We start from the raw sequence: 15,521 nt of genomic DNA on the forward strand, positions 1-15,521 counted from the left end.
GGGTCAGCCCCCGGCGATGATCTCTCTTGCGCGCATGCGTGCCATCTGGTCAGCGGCGCGGACGTTATCAAGTGTGAATGCGGCGTTCATAAGGCTCTGGTCAACTGACAAGGCCGTCAACACCTCCTCGACCACTTCGGACATGCGCAGGAAGCCGATCTGGTGGCCGATGAACCCGTCGAGGGCGCTTTCCTTGGCGGCATTGAACACCGCCCCGGCCATGCCGCCTGCTTCCATGACCTCTCGTGCAAGCCGCAGCGCCGGCCAGCGGCGCTCGTCCGGGGCGCGAAAATCCATGCTCCCCACGGCGGCAAGGTCGAGCCGGTCCACAGGCAAGGTCCGCCGCTCGGGCCAGTTCAGCGCATAGCCGATGGCGTGGCGCATATCCGGCGGGCCGACATGCGCCATGAGCGCCCCGTCGTTGAACCCGACCAGCGCGTGAATCAGGCTCTGCGGATGCACGATGACCTCGATCTTCGCAGGGTCGATCCCGAAGAACTCCTTGGTTTCGATCAGCTCCAGCGCCTTGTTGAACATCGAGGCGGAATCGATGGTGATCCGCTGGCCCATGTCCCAGTTCGGGTGACTCGACGCCTCCTCCAGCGTGGCCTCGGCCAACTTTTCCAAGGGCCAGTCACGAAACGCCCCGCCCGAAGCGGTAATGATGATGCGCTCGACCGCGTCCATGTCTTCGCCTACGAGCCCTTGGAACACGGCGGAATGTTCGCTGTCGACCGGCAGGATGCGGCTCCCGTGTTTCCGGGCGGTCCCCATGATGAGCGGCCCCGCGGTGACAAGGCTTTCCTTGTTCGCAAGCGCAAGGCAGGCCCCCTCTTCCAGCGCGGCCAAACCCGGTGGCAACCCGGCGGCACCGACGATGGCCGACATGACCCAGTCCGCAGGCCTGCGCGCAGCCTCTTCGATGGCCGCTTCGCCCGCCGCTGCCTCGATATCGGTGCCGGAAAGCGCATCGCGCAGCGCGTCGAGGTTGTCCTCATGCGCCGTGACGGCGACCTCGGCGTTCAACGCCTTCGCCTGTTCCGCCAGCCGCGCCACATTATGCCCGCCCGTCAGCGCAACGACCTGATATGCCTCCGGGTCGCGCGCGATCAGGTCCATCGTCGACAGACCGATGGAGCCGGTGCTCCCGAATATCGAAATGCGCCGCGTCATGCGCTCACTCCCCAGATCAGCCAGCCGACCCCGGCGAGCGCGGCAACGGCGACAAGCGCGTCGAGCCGGTCGAGAACGCCGCCGTGACCGGGGATGAGCGACGAACTGTCCTTCACCCCTGCCCTGCGTTTCATCCAGCTTTCCGCGATGTCGCCCATCTGCCCGGCAAAGGCGAGCACCATGGCGACGATCCCGGCGACAAGCGGCGTGAGCTCCACGACCGAAGGGCCAAGGATCGCACCGAATATGCCAGCCCCGATCCAGCCCGCGACGGTGCCGGACCACGTTTTCTTGGGGCTGATCTTCGGCCAGAACTTCGGGCCGCCGAAGGCGCGGCCCGCGAAATACCCGGCAACATCCGAAATCACCACGATTCCAACAAGGACGAGAATGCCACGCGGACCGACAACGACCTGCCCATAGGTCAGCGCCATCGCGGCCCCTGCCAGCACGAGACCATAGGCCAGCCACGTCCGATGTCCGTCACGCAACACCAACAGACCGAAGGCGAGCGGCACCAGGCCGACCAGAAGCACCCGCAGGATACCGAGCCGGAACGCGGTCCAGACTTCGTCCAGCCCCTCGGGGTCGTCGCCCCCCACCAACGGCAGAAGCCACGCGATGACGAGCACGGCCAGCGGGCTGAGCGCGATGATCCAGCGGCGCAGTGTCGGGATGCCCGGTTCGCAGAGCTTCGCCAGCTCGCGCAGCATCAGCACGTAGACGATCAGCACGAACACCGACCATGCCCACGGACCGACGAACAACGCCGCCAGCGACAGCGCGAGGATCACCCCTGCCGAGATGACCCGCGTGCTCAGATCATTCCATTTGCCTTGTGACGTGGCGCCGTCAGCCATCAGCTCTCCGCACCACCGTAACGCCGTTCGCGCAACCCGAACTTGTCGAGCGCTTCTGCGAACTGCTCCCGCCCGAAATCGGGCCAGAGCGTCTCGGTGAATTCATACTCCGCATAGGCCGACTGCCATGTCAGGAAATTCGACGTGCGGCTTTCGCCCGACGTCCGCACCACGAGGTCCGGGTCGGGAATTCCAGCCGTGTCGAGATACCCTTCCAACGTGTGCTCGTCGATCGCATCCGGCTCCAACTCGCCCGCTTTCACGGCCTCGGCCATCCGCCGGGTCGCACGCAGGATCTCGTCCCGCCCGCCATAGTTCAGCGCCACGGTGACATGCACCCGGTCGTTGCCCGCGGTGAGCGTTTCCAATTCGTCCATCAGTTTCAACAGCTTCTTGTCAAGCGGCGTCCGATCCCCGATGAACCGCACCCGCGCACCTTCGGCGTGCAATTCGCGGGCCGTCTTGCGGATCGTATGCCGAAACAACGCCATGAGCGCCGTGATCTCGGTGCGCGAGCGTTTCCAGTTCTCGGTCGAGAAGGCATAGAGGGTGACGTATTTGACGCCGAGGTCGGGACAGGCCTCCACGACTTCGCGTGTGCGCTTTGCGCCCGCCTGATGCCCGAATGGGCGCGGACGCCTGCGCGCCTTCGCCCACCGACCATTGCCGTCCATGATGAAGGCGACATGCAGATCCTTCTGCCTGTTCCCCTCGATGCCGGATTGATCGTTCACTGTCCTACCCTCGCTGACCTGCCCGTCCCTGGCTGGTTGCCCGGTGTGATCTCGGTGAGACCTCAGACCTGCATGATCTCTTCTTGCTTGTGCTCGAGCGCCCCGTCCACGTTCTTGATGAACTTGTCGGTCAGCTCCTGCACCTCATCATGCCAGATTTTGTGATCGTCTTCGCTCATGCCGTCGTTCTTGGCTTTCTTGAGCTGTTCCATGCCGTCGCGCCGCACGTTGCGAATCGCGACGCGGGCGTGTTCGGCGTATTGCGCAGCGACGCGGGCAAGCTCGCGGCGCCGTTCTTCGTTCAGCTCCGGGATCGGCAGCATGATTATGGTGCCGTTGGTCTGCGGGTTGATACCCAGACCCGATTCCATGATCGCCTTTTCCACGGCGTTCACGAGGCTCTTGTCCCACACGTTGATCGTCACCATGCGCGGCTCGGGCACGTTCACCGTGCCGACCTGGTTGATCGGCGTGCGCTGACCATAAGCCTCGACATGGATCGGCTCCAGCATCGTGGCCGATGCACGGCCCGTGCGCAGCGACGCGAACTCTGTGCGCAAAGCGCCCATCGCGCCTTCCATGCGCCGTTCAAGGTCGTCCAGATCAATCTCGATATCGCCGTCAGCCATGGCTCTTACCTCCTGTATCCCGCCTCCTGCGGGTCGTTTCGCGCTGTATAGCCCCAACGTTCCGCGGTTGTATAGCCTCGCCCGGACCGCTCGCGCGGATTCATCCCGGCCCGATGATTGCGCTATCAGCCCTTCTTGTTCGTGACCTTCGTATAGGTGCCTTCTCCCGCCAGTATGCCCTTGAAGCCACCCGGCTCGTCGAGGCTGAACACGATGATCGGCTTGTTGTTGTCACGGGCGAGCGCAATGGCCGAGGCGTCCATGACACCAAGCCGCTTTGCCAGCGCTTCGTCATAGCTCACTTCGTCGTAACGCACGGCATCGGAATACTTCTTCGGGTCTTTGTCATAGACCCCGTCCACCTTCGTGCCCTTGAAGATCGCTTCACAGGCCATTTCGTTGGCCCTGAGCGTCGCGGCTGTGTCGGTCGTGAAATAGGGGTTGCCAGTTCCGGCAGCGAAGATCACCACCCGCTTCTTCTCGAGGTGGCGCACCGCGCGGCGGCGGATATACGGCTCTGCCACTTCGTCCATTCGAATGGCCGAAATCACGCGGGTGAACACCCCTAGACCCTCGAGCGCGGATTGCATGGCCAGCGCGTTCATCACAGTCGCGAGCATCCCCATGTAATCCGCCGTGGTCCGCTCCATCCCCTGCGCGCTGCCGGCGAGCCCGCGAAAGATGTTGCCGCCACCGATCACCATGCAGATCTCGACGCCCATGTCGTGGACGGATTTGACCTCTTCGGCGATCTTCTGGACCGTGGGCGGGTTCAGCCCGTATCCCGCGTCGCCCATAAGCGCCTCGCCGGAGATTTTCAGAAGCACCCGGCGATAGGTCGGTTGCTGGTCGTCGGCGGGGGCGGCTTGGGCGTCCTCGGTCATGTCTTTGCGTCGTCCTCGCGGCTCATGTATGGATTGCGCTGCAAAATGTCGGAAATCGTGGGCGGGCGCAATCCGTGATCGGTTGTCCGGTGGCGAGGCAGGCATCAACGGGCGACGCATGAACGGCAGCGATCTCGACGACACGGAAATCGACGCGCTGCTCGATCCCCTGCCACCGTCCCGTCCGGTTCTGATCGCGGGGCCGACGGCGTCTGGCAAATCCGGCCTCGCACTTCGAATCGCGCGTGAGCATGACGGCGTGATCGTCAACGCAGATGCCCTGCAAGTCTATGAAAACTGGCGCATTCTCACCGCGCGGCCCTCGCCCGCCGAGGAAGAAGTCGCAAAACACGAACTCTACGGCTTCCTGCCCGCCGATGCGCTCTATTCCGTGGGCGACTGGCTGCGCGACCTGGAACCAATCCTTCAAGGTGACCGTCGCCCGATCATCGTCGGCGGAACCGGGCTGTACTTCTCGGCCCTGACCGAGGGGCTGGCCGAAATTCCGCCGACGCCCGGCTCGGTCCGACAGGAAGGCGAGGCACGTCTGGCAGAAAGCGGCATAGAAGCCCTTCTGGCGGAGCTGGACCCGGACACGCTGTCAAGGATCGACACCCGGAACCCGGCCCGCGTCGCCCGCGCGTGGGAGGTGCAGAAGACCACCGGTCGCGGATTGGCGGACTGGCAGGACGACACCCCGGCGCCAAGGCTCGAACTCTCGGACACCCTCCCACTCGTCCTCATGCCGGAGCGCGATTGGCTACGTGATCGCATCGCCCGACGCTTCGACGCGATGCTCGCCGCCGGGGCGCTCGAAGAGGCTCGCGCGAATATGGATAACTTTTCGCCGGACCTGCCGTCGGCCAAGGCGATCGGGGCCAAGGAACTCATCGCGCACCTGCGCGGGACGTGGACAATCGACGAAGCGCGGGAGGCATCAATTGTCTCTTCGCAACAATATGCCAAGCGACAACGCACATGGTTCCGCTCTCGCATGTCTAAATGGCACCAGATACCGCTTCCCGGGGGAAATTGACGGGCGTAAACTGTGTCCCATCGGGAACATCCGCGCGTGACCTTGAACTTATCCACACGATTTCCGCTGGACTGTGGAAAAGTCGCGCGACAGGTGGGCGGGAATCGGGTAATCAGGAAGGGTTCCGTTGGTTTCCCGCCTGAACCAAGGGATTTTATGACATCGCGCCGGGCATTTGGGAGTGTCCGTGGAACCATTCAGTTCTTGCAGCATGTCGACTTGGGACAAGGCGGATAAAAAGAACGAACAACGGGGGACCGAAGACACATGGACACCGCCAACACGCTGCTTTCCTCGCCATTCCGCGTCATTCCACTGGCACGACTCGCGAATGGGGGGCGCTGGCGGACGGAAGCGATGCGAAGCTATGGCGCTCCTGTCCTGCTCTGGTTCACCCGCGGTCAAGGCCGCATCACGATCAACGGCAAGACCTCCGGCTACACCTCACACAACGCCATTTTCGTGCCTGCGGGCACGATGCACGGGTTCGAGATGAACTCGACCGTTCACGGCATGATCGTCGTGTTCCCCGTGGGTGTGGAGCGTGAGCTGTCGCTGCCCGAGGAGCCTGTTCACCTGCGTCTGCATGAAGCCGATCAGCATATCGAGTTGAACCGGCTGATCGAGAACCTCCAGACCGAGCTGGAAAGCGGCAATCTCGCATCCGACCGGGCGATGCTGTGCCACGCCGGGCTCCTGTCCGTCTGGATCGAACGGCAGATGCGCGCGCTCGACATCGAAGAGCCGGACGAAGATGCCTCATCGCGGCTCGCGGCGGCGTATTCGGCGCTGGTCGAGCAGGATTTCCACTCGACCAAGTCGGTGCGGGATTATGCGAAGGACCTCGGCGTGACGCCGACGCATCTCAGCCGCGTCTGCAACAAGGCCTGCGGACGCCCCGCATCGGCCATCCTCGCGGACCGGGTCCACTATGAGGCGCGGCGGCTGCTGACCGAGACGCATATGCCGATCAAGGACATCGCCTCCTCGCTCGGTTTCGCCTCTGCCGCCTATTTCACGCGGGCGTTCCAGAACCACACGGGTCGCACCCCCAGCCAGTTCCGGCGCGGTGGGTAAACCTTTCGGCGCAACGCAAATCCGCACATATGGAACGCGTATGGAATACGTATGGCAAACGTATGGATGAACATACGTGTTCGCCGTGTCAGAAATCCTGAACGCACCATCAACGAAAATTTCAGGAAGCGCAGATCCGGTCAGCCGCCGAGGATCGCTTTCACGTAGCCTTCGGTCTCGGCATAGGGCGGAACGCCCTCATATTTCGTCACCGCCTCGGGACCGGCATTGTAGGCCGCCAATGCAAGCTTCCACGACCTGAACTTGTTGTACTGCTGCCGCAGATAACGCGCCCCGCCTTCGAGGTTCTGCTTCGGGTCGGACGGATCGACGCCCAGACGTGCGGCGGTTTCGGGCATGAGCTGCGCCAACCCGATCGCACCTGCATGGGAGACCGCCTGCGGGTTCCACCCGCTTTCCTGCTGCACGAGCCGCAAAAACAGGTCTTCGGGAATGGAATGCTGCTTGGCAACCGTCCGGGCCATTTCAAGGTAGAGACCCTTGTACTTTCCGGAATAGCGCGGCACCTGATCGTCTTTCGGGCGCGGCTGATACCGCACGGACCCGGCGTATTGATCGGAGGCGCGGCCATCGAGAAGTTCGAGCGCCTTGTTGAAGTTGGACCGTCCATTCGACGACGAAAACAGGGTGTCCGCCGTCACCGGCACACCCCAAGCCATCGTCAGCGCACATGCGCCTGTCAGGAGTTTTGTCCTCACGCCCCAGATCTCCGTTTTGCGGCACTATATCCGCAAACGAGACCTGCCGCCACCCTTGGCGCACGCACAGGCGCCCACCACCCCGACCGCATTCTCGTCGGGATTTTAACCTTTCCTTCACCGCGCTCGGGTGATGTAAACGTTGAAACAAATTTTCCAGATTCGGGAGGTCCAGATGGCGGGCTCGGTGAACAAGGTCATTCTTATCGGCAACCTCGGGGCCGATCCGGAAGTGCGGAATTTCCCAAATGGCGGAAAGGTTTGCTCGCTCCGGCTGGCGACCTCCGAGAACTGGAAGGACCGCAACACCGGCGAGCGCCGGGAGCGCACCGAATGGCACCGGGTCGAGATTTACTCCGAACCGCTGGTCCGTGTGGCAGAGCAATATCTGCGCAAGGGCTCGAAAATCTACATCGAGGGCAAGCTCGAAACCCGCAAGTGGCAGGACCAGTCCGGCCAGGATCGTTATACGACCGAAGTGGCGCTGCGGCCCTATCAATCCGAACTCACCATGCTCGATTCGCGTGGCGGCGGTGATGGCGGCGGCACCACTTACGGTGGTGGCACGTCGCAAGGCGGCTATGGAGGCGGCGGCGGCGACCGTGGCGGCTACGGCGGCGGCGGCGATTCTGGCCCGGCCCCGGCGGGCGGCGGCGGCGGTTTCGACGACGAGATCCCGTTCTGATCGGTGGAACCTGACGCATCCATGCGCGTTACGCGGTGATGAGATGGTCATTTCCCATTGGGCGCCTTCTGGGTTCTGAGCTCAGGATTCACGGAACCTTTTTTCTGCTTCTCATCTGGATCGGCGGCGCGGCGTTCATGGCGGGCGGCCCGAACGCGGCGATTTACAACATCGTCTACGTTCTGGCGCTTTTCGCCTGCGTCGTCGCCCATGAATACGGTCACGCGCTGATGGCGCGGCGGTTCGGCATCCGCACGCCCGACATCACGCTACTGCCCATCGGCGGTCTCGCGCGGCTCGAACGTATGCCCGAGAAACCGGGGCGCGAAATCCTCGTCGCGCTGGCGGGTCCGGCCGTGAACGTGGTGATTTTCGCCGTCCTGTGGCTCATCGTGGGGGTCAGCCCGGAACCGCCGCTGTCGGACGGTCTGAGCTTTGCCTCCCTGCCCGCGCAGATCGCGACGCTGAACCTGATCCTTGCGCTCTTCAACATGATCCCGGCCTTCCCGATGGATGGCGGACGGGTGCTGCGCGCGTTCCTGTCCTTCTTCATGAAACGGGTCACGGCGACGCGGGTCGCGGCGCTCACTGGTCAGGCCGTCGCGGTGCTCGGCGGCGCCTACGGCCTTTGGACCGGGCAATTCATCCTCGTCCTGATCGCGGTGTTCATCTTCATGGGGGCGCGGGCGGAATCGAGCGACGTGCAATTGCGCGCCTCGATCGAAGGGCGCACGGCGCGCGATGCGATGATCGAGGATTACGTGGTGCTGCGCCCCGGCGACGGGCCGGAGGTGGCGCTCCAGAGCCTGACGGGCGCGGCGCAGTCGGTCGGCGTCGTCAAGGATTTCGCGACCGGCAAGGTCGTCGGCGTCGTCACGCGCGACGCGTTGCGGGAAAACCCCGGTGCCGAACGGGTCGCGGACATCATGTCGCGAAAGGTCGCGGGCGTCCCGGTCACGGCTCCGCTGGGCAAGGTGCTGCAAGCCGTGGGGCGCGACAGGATCGTGCTGGCGGTGACGCCACAGGGCGATGTCGCCGGTGTCGTAACGCCCGAAAGCGCGGGCGCAGTGATCCAGGGCGCGCAAGGGCGATAATCGGCGGCGGTGTTTTTCAGCGGCGCGACAGGGCGTCGGTCAGGATATCCTTCACGAGCGCCGGGTCCACGTCATCCGTAACGAAAGCCTCGCCGATCCCGCGCGCGAGGATGAAGCGAAGCCGTCCCGCCTCGACCTTCTTGTCCTGCATCATCAATTCGATCAGCCCGGCGGCATCCGGCAGGTCGCCTGTAATGTCGGACAAATCCCGCTTCATCCCCATCGCGGCAAGGTGCTCGCGGAACCGCGACGGCGCTTCCTGACTCATCAGACCCATGCGTGCCGAGGTTTCGAACGCGAGCGCACAGCCGATGGCGACCCCCTCTCCGTGCAACAACCGGTCGGAATATCCCGTGGCCGCTTCGAGCGCATGGCCGAACGTATGCCCGAGGTTCAGAAGCGCGCGGTCGCCCTGTTCGGTTTCGTCCCGCGCGACGATATCGGCCTTCATCTGGACCGACCGCCGCACCGCCTCGGTGCGAAGCGGGCTGTCGCCAGCGGCCAGCGCCGGTCCGTTCACCTCGAGCCATTCGAAGAAATCGAGCGAGCCGAGCCCACCGTATTTTACGACCTCGCCGTAGCCTGCGAGGAAATCGCGTTCGCTCAGCGTACCGAGCACGTCGATGTCGGCCAGCACCAGCGAGGGTTGGTGGAACGCGCCGACGAGGTTTTTGCCATGCGGCGAGTTGATCCCGGTCTTGCCGCCCACAGAGCTGTCGACCTGAGCAAGGAGCGAGGTCGGGATCTGCACGAACCGCACGCCCCGGCGCAGGATCGCCGCGGCGAACCCCGCGAGATCACCGATGACGCCGCCCCCGAAAGCGACGACGACGTCCTTGCGCTCGATCTTCTCGGACAGCAGCCATTCGACGGTGCGCGTCAGGTTTTCCCAGTTCTTCGTGCCCTCGCCTCGCGGGAGAACCAGCGCTTCGCTGTCGATCCCTTCGGCCGCAAGAGCTTCGCGCAACCGGTCGAGATGCAGCGCCGCGACATGTTCCTCGGTCACGATCGCGACACGTGGACGGTTCAGGAGCGGTGCAATTTCGGCCCCGGCCCGGTCGATCAGGCCGGTGTCGATCCGCACGTCGTAGGAACGGTCGCCAAGCGCGACGCGGACATCTGTCATGGTCTGGTCTCCAGAACGTCGGGCCGGGTCTTCAGCACCCGGATCACGTGGTCGGTCATATCGGCGATGGAATAGCTCGGATCGGCGTCCACCGCGAGGTCCGCAAGCGCGTAGATGCCTTTGCGCGCCTCGTAGAGTTCACGCAGCGTGGCCTTGGGATCGGCGGTGCGCAGAAGCGGGCGCGTCGTCTTGTGGCGCACTCTCTGCCACAGAAGTTCGAGATCGGCGCGCAGCCAGAGGCTGACCCCGGCGCGCGATATCTCTTCGCGGTTACGTTCGGCCAGAAACGCCCCGCCGCCGGTCGAAAGCACAATCGGGCCGGCGGCAAGCAGGCGGGCGATGACCTCGCCTTCACGTGCGCGGAAGAACGCCTCGCCATCCCGTTCGAACACCTCTGCGATGGACATGGCGGCGGCGGCCTCGATCTCGGCGTCACTGTCTAGGAACGGCACCCTGAGACGCGCGGCTAGCGCCTTGCCGACCGCGGTTTTGCCCGCGCCCATCATGCCGACCACCGTCACCGGTTTCTTCAATACGAGTGTCAAAACGGCAGCGCCTTGCCCATCGAAAATCCCCGGCCCCTCATGGCGTGACCTTGCCGAACATGCCATATATGAGTTGGTCGCGGGGCAAAACCCGAAACGAGAACAAGAGGCTTGGGGTCGCGGATGCTTGGCAGGCTCATCAAATTCATCCTCATCGTCGTGGTGCTGGGCGCCATCGGCATTGCAGGATACGCTCTCATCGGGGATCTCAGTCCGCCCGCGGTCGAGAATTCCCAGCCCGTCATCCTGACAGATGACTAGGTTGGCCGCCTGTTTCCTTGCGCTGATGCCAGGGCTGGCGATGGCGCAGGACAGCGCGCCGATGTCGGCGATCGACTGGTTGTCCGACAGCCTGGCGACACCGCCACAGATCGGCCCAGAGGAACCGCCCGTCGAGGGCGGCGCGCGTGTCGCCGAAGTGACGGTGACACCACTAGGCGCGGAACAGGAACCCCGGCCCGACGCGATCGGATTGCTCGCACCACACATGACGGGGCTCCCGGCAGATCTGTGGGGAGCGTCGGAGGCCGACGTGATCGCAAGGCTGATCCGCGAGGAACAGACCGCGATGCTTCCGGCGGCACAGGCGCTCCTCCTGAAGATCCTGCTGGCCGAAACCGACCCGCCGGACAGCGACGACACCGACGGCGATACCGTTTTTCTGGCGCGGATCGACAAGCTCCTGCAGATGGGCGCGCTCGATCAGGCCCATGCGCTCCTGACCCGCGCCGGCACCGCGACCGCCGATGTCACGCGCCGCTGGTTCGATACGGCGCTCCTGATCGGGGCCGAGAACGAAGTCTGCACGGCTATGGACGAGGTTCCGGACCTGACGCCCACCTATCCGGCGCGCATCTTCTGCCTCGCCCGGTCGGGCGATTGGGATGGCGCGGTTCTGCTGATGGGCACGGCGCGTGCGCTGGGTCTCATCACCGAAGAAGAGGATGCGCGGCTGTCGCGGTTCCTGGACCCGGACTTGTTCGAGGGCGAAGATGCGCTGCCGGTGCCGCGCAGGGTGACACCGCTCACCTTCCGCCTGTTCGAGGCGTTCGGCGACTCGATCCCGACCACGACCCTGCCACTGGCCTTCGCCCAGGCCGACCTGCGGTCCAACATCGGATGGAAGGCGCAGGTCGAAGCGGCAGAACGGCTGGCGCGCACCGGGGCGGTCTCGGACAACCAACTCCTCGGGCTTTACACGCAGCAGAAAGCGGCGGCCTCCGGCGGCATATGGGAGCGCGTGCGCGCGGTGCAGGCGCTCGAGGCCGCGCTGGACGACCCGGACGCGCTCGCCACGCTCTTGCCGGACCTCTGGGAGACCCTGTCGGAAGCGGAAACCGAAGTGCCCATCGCACGCATTCATGGCCCGACCCTCGCCGCCCACGACCTGCCGGGTCAGGCGGGCGAAATCGCGCTTCGAATGGGGCTTTTGTCGGAGGATTATGAAACCGTGGCGCAACAGGCCGAGCCGGAAACCGACATCGACCGGTTTCTCGTGGCCGTGGCGAAAGGCGATGTGTCCGGTGTGACACCGCCCGGAGACGACGCGCGCGCCGTGGCTGACGGCTTCTCGGGCATGGCGCCCCCCGAAGAATTGTCGGCGCTGGTCGAAGACGGCAAGCTCGGCGAAGCGTTGCTTCGGGCGCTGAACCGTCTGGACGACGGAGCGCAAGGCGATCTCGACGATCTTGCGGGTGCGTTGGCGCTTCTGCGCGCCGTCGGGCTCGAAGGCACCGCGCGGCGCGTGGCGCTCGAATATCTCATACTGGAACGGCGCGGATGACCGCACCCGCCGCCGCAGACCGCTGGATCTCTGCGTTTCTGGAAGCACAGGCGGCGGAACTTGACGCTGCACGCAACACGCTGCTCGCTTACGGGCGCGATCTCCGGTCTTTTGCCGATTTCCTCACGCGCCGGGGAAGTGATTTTGCAGCCGCCGACAAACCTGCGATCGAGGCCTACATGGTCGAATGCGAGGCAGAGGGCCTCGCGGCGTCGACCCGCGCCCGTCGCCTCTCGGCGGTGAAGCAACTCTACCGCTTCGCCTTCGAAGAAGGCTGGCGCACCGACAACCCGGCCCTGCGCATATCCGGCCCCGGAAAGTCCAAGTCGCTCCCGAAAACCCTGTCGGAGGCGCAAGTGCAGGCGCTCCTGACCGCCGCCACGACCCTGGGGCGTCACGAGGCCGACCGCCTGCGCAACACCTGTCTGATGGAACTGCTCTACGCCACGGGAATGCGCGTGAGCGAGCTTGTGTCCCTGCCCGTCGCGGCCGCACGGGGCGACCCGCGGATGCTGCTCGTACTCGGCAAGGGCGGCAAGGAGCGGATGGTGCCGCTTTCGGGCGCGGCCCGCACGGCGCTCGCGGCATGGCTCACCGCGCGCGATGCGGCGGAAGAAGCGGCGCGCATCGAGCGCGGAGCAAAACCCTCCCGCTTCCTGTTTCCGTCATCGAGCAAGGACGGCCACCTCACGCGTCAGAGCTTCCACGCGCTGATCAAGGAGATCGCCGTCGCGGCAGGCATCTCGCCCGCCTCGGTCACGCCACACCGCTTGCGCCACGCCTTCGCCACGCACCTCCTCGCCAATGGCGCGGACCTGCGCGCGATCCAGACGCTTCTCGGCCATGCCGACGTCTCGACCACCGAAATCTACACCCATGTGCTGGAGGAACGCCTCAAAGACCTCGTCCTCACGCATCACCCGCTGGCCGAACGCGACGACTGATCCCCTTCATTGTTCCGAAAATACTTTGGGGGTTCGGGGGCAACGCCCCCGAGCGGCGCGCCAGCGCCGCCCCGCGACGTGGGCGACAGCCCGCGGCGCAACACCTGTCAGCCGTAAAGCGCCTTTGCCCGGTCCTCGAAGGCCCGCACGATCCGCTGCATGGCCTGGTTGAATACGACACCGATGGCGCGTTGCAGGACCACGTTCTTGAACTCGAAATCCACGAAGAACTCGATCGCCGAGCCCTGGTCCTTTTCATGAAACTGCCAGTAGCTCTTCATGTATTTGAACGGCCCGTCGAGATATTCGGTGTCGATCCGTTTCGCTTCGGGGTCGAGCACCACGCGGCTGCCGAAGCTTTCCCGGAACACCTTGAACGAGATTACGAGGTCGGCCTCCATCACCTGCGTCCCGTCGGGCTGATCGGTGACGCTGCGCACGCGGGCGGCGGAGTTCCAGGGCAGGAATTCAGGGTAGCGGCGCACATCCGCTACCAGATCGTACATCTGCTGTGCCGAATAGGGCACCACCCGCGTTTCGCCATGTGTCGGCATGTCGTCCTCTGCGCTAGTGACTTGGCCGTCAAATCACATAGAGTGGCCACGACTTGCAAGGGGAGGCTCACGATGGCGCGGCCATATGTCATAGACGAGTTGATTTCGGCCAAGGCGATCGCCGCCCGGATCGAGGAGCTCGCCCGCGACATCCGGCGCGATTTCCGGGACACCGACAAGCTTGTCGTGGTCGGGCTTCTGCGGGGGTCTTTCGTGTTCATCGCCGATCTGGTGCGCGAACTCGACATGCCGGTGGAGGTCGATTTCCTCGAAGCGTCCAGCTACGGCAATTCCACCGAAAGCAGCCGGGAAGTGCGCATTCTCAAGGATTTGCGCGGTGAAATTCAGGGACGCGACGTGCTGGTCGTCGAGGATATCGTGGATACCGGCCACACGCTGTCCCATGTCACGAAGCTCCTGAACACGCGCGCGCCCGCGCGTCTTGCCACCATCGCGCTGCTCGACAAACCGTCGCGGCGCGAGGTCGACGTGAAGGCCGATTACGTCGGGTTCGAGATCCCGGACGAATTCGTCGTGGGCTACGGCATTGATTTCGCGCAACGCAACCGCAACCTGCCGTTCATCGGCGCGGTGCGGTTCACCGAGGACGCCTGATGCGGTTCAACATGCGCCACGCGTTCCGTATGGCGAAATGGGCACGCAACCCGCCCGGGGAAAAGCGGGTGAAGCTCGTGTTCGCGGTGCTGGCGATCTGTCTTTTGCTGTTCGGGTTCGAGCGGATGTTCGGCTGGCCGGAGTGGTTGACGATGGACGAAGCGCCGGGGGGACGCCTCAAGCGTTAGGAACCCCGGCAAGACGGTCGGTGTGTGCGGCGAGCGCGGCCCCCAGCATGGCGCGCACGGTTCGGATGCGGGGCACGTCGGCGAGGTCGGGGTGGCTCACCACCCAGAGCGGCGTGGACGGGATGTCGGTCAGACCTTCGACCCGCGACAGACGGGGATCGGGATCGCCCAGCACGCATGGAAGGATCGCGCGCCCCCGCCCCGTCGCCGCCATTTCGCGCAGGACCAGAAAGCTGTCCGACCCCGCGACCATCGGATCGTCGCCCGCCATGTCATCGAACGCCCTGGCGAGCCAGATCTTTGCCAGCCCGTTGGTGAAGCCAAGCCAGGTGGCGGTGTTCGATCCCGCGGCCTGGTAGACGGCGAAGCCCATCCGCGCGGCTTCTTCGCCGATCAAGCCTTCGGGGCGCTCGAGCGCGGGACGCACGGCGATATCGGCATCGAGGCGCGCGAGATCGACGTGGAGGTTCTGCGACGACAGGTCGATCACCAGCCCCTCCGCTTCGCTTTCGAGGGCACCGATGATTGCCGGGAGCACGCCGATGCAGAGCGAATCCGTCGAGGTCACGCGCACCACGCCCGCGAGCGGGGCCGAGGCCGCCGTCATGGCGCGTTCGACGCCGAGCACGGCGGTTTCCACCTCGCGCATCTTCTCGATCACCCGGCGGCGTTGCGAGGCGACGCGGTAGCCGCGCGGGGTCCGGTCGAAGATCGGCAGACCTGCCCGGTTCTCGAACCCGTCGATCCGCCGCAGCACGGTGGCGTGGTTCACGCCCAAACGCCGCGCCGCGCCCGAGAGCGACCCGGCATCGGCCACGGCGAGGACGAAGCGCAGGTCATCCCAATCCATCTGTTTCATTTTGCACAGACCCTTC

Annotated in this window: 19 protein-coding genes; 9 read left to right on the plus strand and 10 right to left on the minus strand. The window is 64.7% G+C overall.

The window, feature by feature from the left end; translation table 11 throughout:
- Positions 1-3: 3 nt before the first annotated feature.
- The 5 genes from dxr to pyrH form a co-directional block, all read right to left on the minus strand.
- Positions 4-1,173, minus strand: coding sequence for a 1-deoxy-D-xylulose-5-phosphate reductoisomerase (gene dxr, locus KJP28_RS11205; RefSeq protein ID WP_218392621.1), 1,170 nt, complete (start codon positions 1,171-1,173; stop codon positions 4-6).
- Positions 1,170-2,033, minus strand: coding sequence for a phosphatidate cytidylyltransferase (locus tag KJP28_RS11210; protein ID WP_218392622.1), 864 nt, complete (start codon positions 2,031-2,033; stop codon positions 1,170-1,172). Before KJP28_RS11210 ends, dxr begins: the two co-directional genes overlap by 4 nt.
- Positions 2,033-2,767 (minus strand): polyprenyl diphosphate synthase, encoded by a 735-nt coding sequence (gene uppS / locus KJP28_RS11215; protein ID WP_336245328.1) that lies wholly within the window; start codon positions 2,765-2,767, stop codon positions 2,033-2,035. The genes KJP28_RS11210 and uppS overlap by 1 nt, the downstream gene beginning before the upstream one ends.
- A gap of 62 nt (positions 2,768-2,829) precedes the next feature.
- Complete coding sequence (frr, locus tag KJP28_RS11220) at positions 2,830-3,396, minus strand: ribosome recycling factor (RefSeq protein WP_218392623.1); 567 nt, start codon at positions 3,394-3,396, stop codon at positions 2,830-2,832.
- 125 nt (positions 3,397-3,521) lie between these two features.
- On the minus strand, positions 3,522-4,280 hold the full coding sequence (gene pyrH, locus KJP28_RS11225) for a UMP kinase (RefSeq protein ID WP_218392624.1): 759 nt from the start codon (positions 4,278-4,280) through the stop codon (positions 3,522-3,524).
- Between the two features lie 118 nt (positions 4,281-4,398).
- On the opposite strand from pyrH, the gene miaA reads away from it, so the two are divergent.
- Entirely contained in the window at positions 4,399-5,316 is a 918-nt protein-coding gene (miaA, locus tag KJP28_RS11230; RefSeq protein WP_218392625.1) for a tRNA (adenosine(37)-N6)-dimethylallyltransferase MiaA, read from the plus strand.
- Between the two features lie 267 nt (positions 5,317-5,583).
- The gene (locus tag KJP28_RS11235) at positions 5,584-6,393 is read left to right on the plus strand and encodes an AraC family transcriptional regulator (protein WP_218392626.1); all 810 of its coding nucleotides are present in this window, start codon (positions 5,584-5,586) and stop codon (positions 6,391-6,393) included.
- A gap of 140 nt (positions 6,394-6,533) precedes the next feature.
- On the opposite strand, the gene KJP28_RS11240 is transcribed toward KJP28_RS11235, so the two are convergent.
- The gene (locus KJP28_RS11240; protein ID WP_218392872.1) at positions 6,534-7,073 is read right to left on the minus strand and encodes a lytic transglycosylase domain-containing protein; all 540 of its coding nucleotides are present in this window, start codon (positions 7,071-7,073) and stop codon (positions 6,534-6,536) included.
- 214 nt (positions 7,074-7,287) lie between these two features.
- Between KJP28_RS11240 and ssb the strand changes: the two genes are divergently transcribed.
- Positions 7,288-7,797 (plus strand): single-stranded DNA-binding protein, encoded by a 510-nt coding sequence (ssb, locus tag KJP28_RS11245; RefSeq protein WP_218392627.1) that lies wholly within the window; start codon positions 7,288-7,290, stop codon positions 7,795-7,797.
- Between the two features lie 38 nt (positions 7,798-7,835).
- Positions 7,836-8,891, plus strand: a complete 1,056-nt coding sequence (locus KJP28_RS11250) for a site-2 protease family protein (protein WP_218392628.1) — start codon at positions 7,836-7,838, stop codon at positions 8,889-8,891.
- A 16-nt stretch (positions 8,892-8,907) separates the two neighbouring features.
- On the opposite strand, the gene aroB is transcribed toward KJP28_RS11250, so the two are convergent.
- Positions 8,908-10,017 (minus strand): 3-dehydroquinate synthase, encoded by a 1,110-nt coding sequence (aroB, locus tag KJP28_RS11255; RefSeq protein WP_218392629.1) that lies wholly within the window; start codon positions 10,015-10,017, stop codon positions 8,908-8,910.
- The gene (locus KJP28_RS11260; RefSeq protein ID WP_255552308.1) at positions 10,014-10,562 is read right to left on the minus strand and encodes a shikimate kinase; all 549 of its coding nucleotides are present in this window, start codon (positions 10,560-10,562) and stop codon (positions 10,014-10,016) included. Before KJP28_RS11260 ends, aroB begins: the two co-directional genes overlap by 4 nt.
- 123 nt (positions 10,563-10,685) lie before the next feature.
- On the opposite strand from KJP28_RS11260, the gene KJP28_RS11265 reads away from it, so the two are divergent.
- From KJP28_RS11265 to KJP28_RS11275, 3 genes are read left to right on the plus strand one after another with little or no spacing between them, the layout of a single operon-like run.
- A complete protein-coding gene (locus tag KJP28_RS11265; RefSeq protein ID WP_218392631.1) occupies positions 10,686-10,823 on the plus strand; it encodes a hypothetical protein in 138 nt (45 codons plus the stop codon).
- On the plus strand, positions 10,816-12,345 hold the full coding sequence (locus tag KJP28_RS11270) for a hypothetical protein (RefSeq protein WP_218392632.1): 1,530 nt from the start codon (positions 10,816-10,818) through the stop codon (positions 12,343-12,345). The genes KJP28_RS11265 and KJP28_RS11270 overlap by 8 nt, the downstream gene beginning before the upstream one ends.
- Positions 12,342-13,289, plus strand: coding sequence for a site-specific tyrosine recombinase XerD (locus KJP28_RS11275; RefSeq protein ID WP_218392633.1), 948 nt, complete (start codon positions 12,342-12,344; stop codon positions 13,287-13,289). Before KJP28_RS11270 ends, KJP28_RS11275 begins: the two co-directional genes overlap by 4 nt.
- A gap of 107 nt (positions 13,290-13,396) precedes the next feature.
- On the opposite strand, the gene KJP28_RS11280 is transcribed toward KJP28_RS11275, so the two are convergent.
- A complete protein-coding gene (locus KJP28_RS11280) occupies positions 13,397-13,843 on the minus strand; it encodes a type II toxin-antitoxin system RatA family toxin (protein ID WP_218392634.1) in 447 nt (148 codons plus the stop codon).
- Between the two features lie 72 nt (positions 13,844-13,915).
- On the opposite strand from KJP28_RS11280, the gene hpt reads away from it, so the two are divergent.
- Complete coding sequence (hpt, locus tag KJP28_RS11285; protein ID WP_218392635.1) at positions 13,916-14,458, plus strand: hypoxanthine phosphoribosyltransferase; 543 nt, start codon at positions 13,916-13,918, stop codon at positions 14,456-14,458.
- The gene (locus KJP28_RS11290) at positions 14,458-14,646 is read left to right on the plus strand and encodes a hypothetical protein (protein WP_218392636.1); all 189 of its coding nucleotides are present in this window, start codon (positions 14,458-14,460) and stop codon (positions 14,644-14,646) included. Before hpt ends, KJP28_RS11290 begins: the two co-directional genes overlap by 1 nt.
- Here the strand turns inward: KJP28_RS11290 and KJP28_RS11295 are convergent.
- Positions 14,636-15,505, minus strand: coding sequence for a LysR family transcriptional regulator (locus tag KJP28_RS11295; protein ID WP_218392637.1), 870 nt, complete (start codon positions 15,503-15,505; stop codon positions 14,636-14,638). The two genes, KJP28_RS11290 and KJP28_RS11295, sit on opposite strands and share 11 nt — an antisense overlap.
- Positions 15,506-15,521 lie beyond the last annotated feature (16 nt).

Source organism: Maritimibacter dapengensis (genome assembly GCF_019218265.1).
GTDB classification, from domain to species: Bacteria; Pseudomonadota; Alphaproteobacteria; order Rhodobacterales; family Rhodobacteraceae; genus Maritimibacter; species Maritimibacter dapengensis.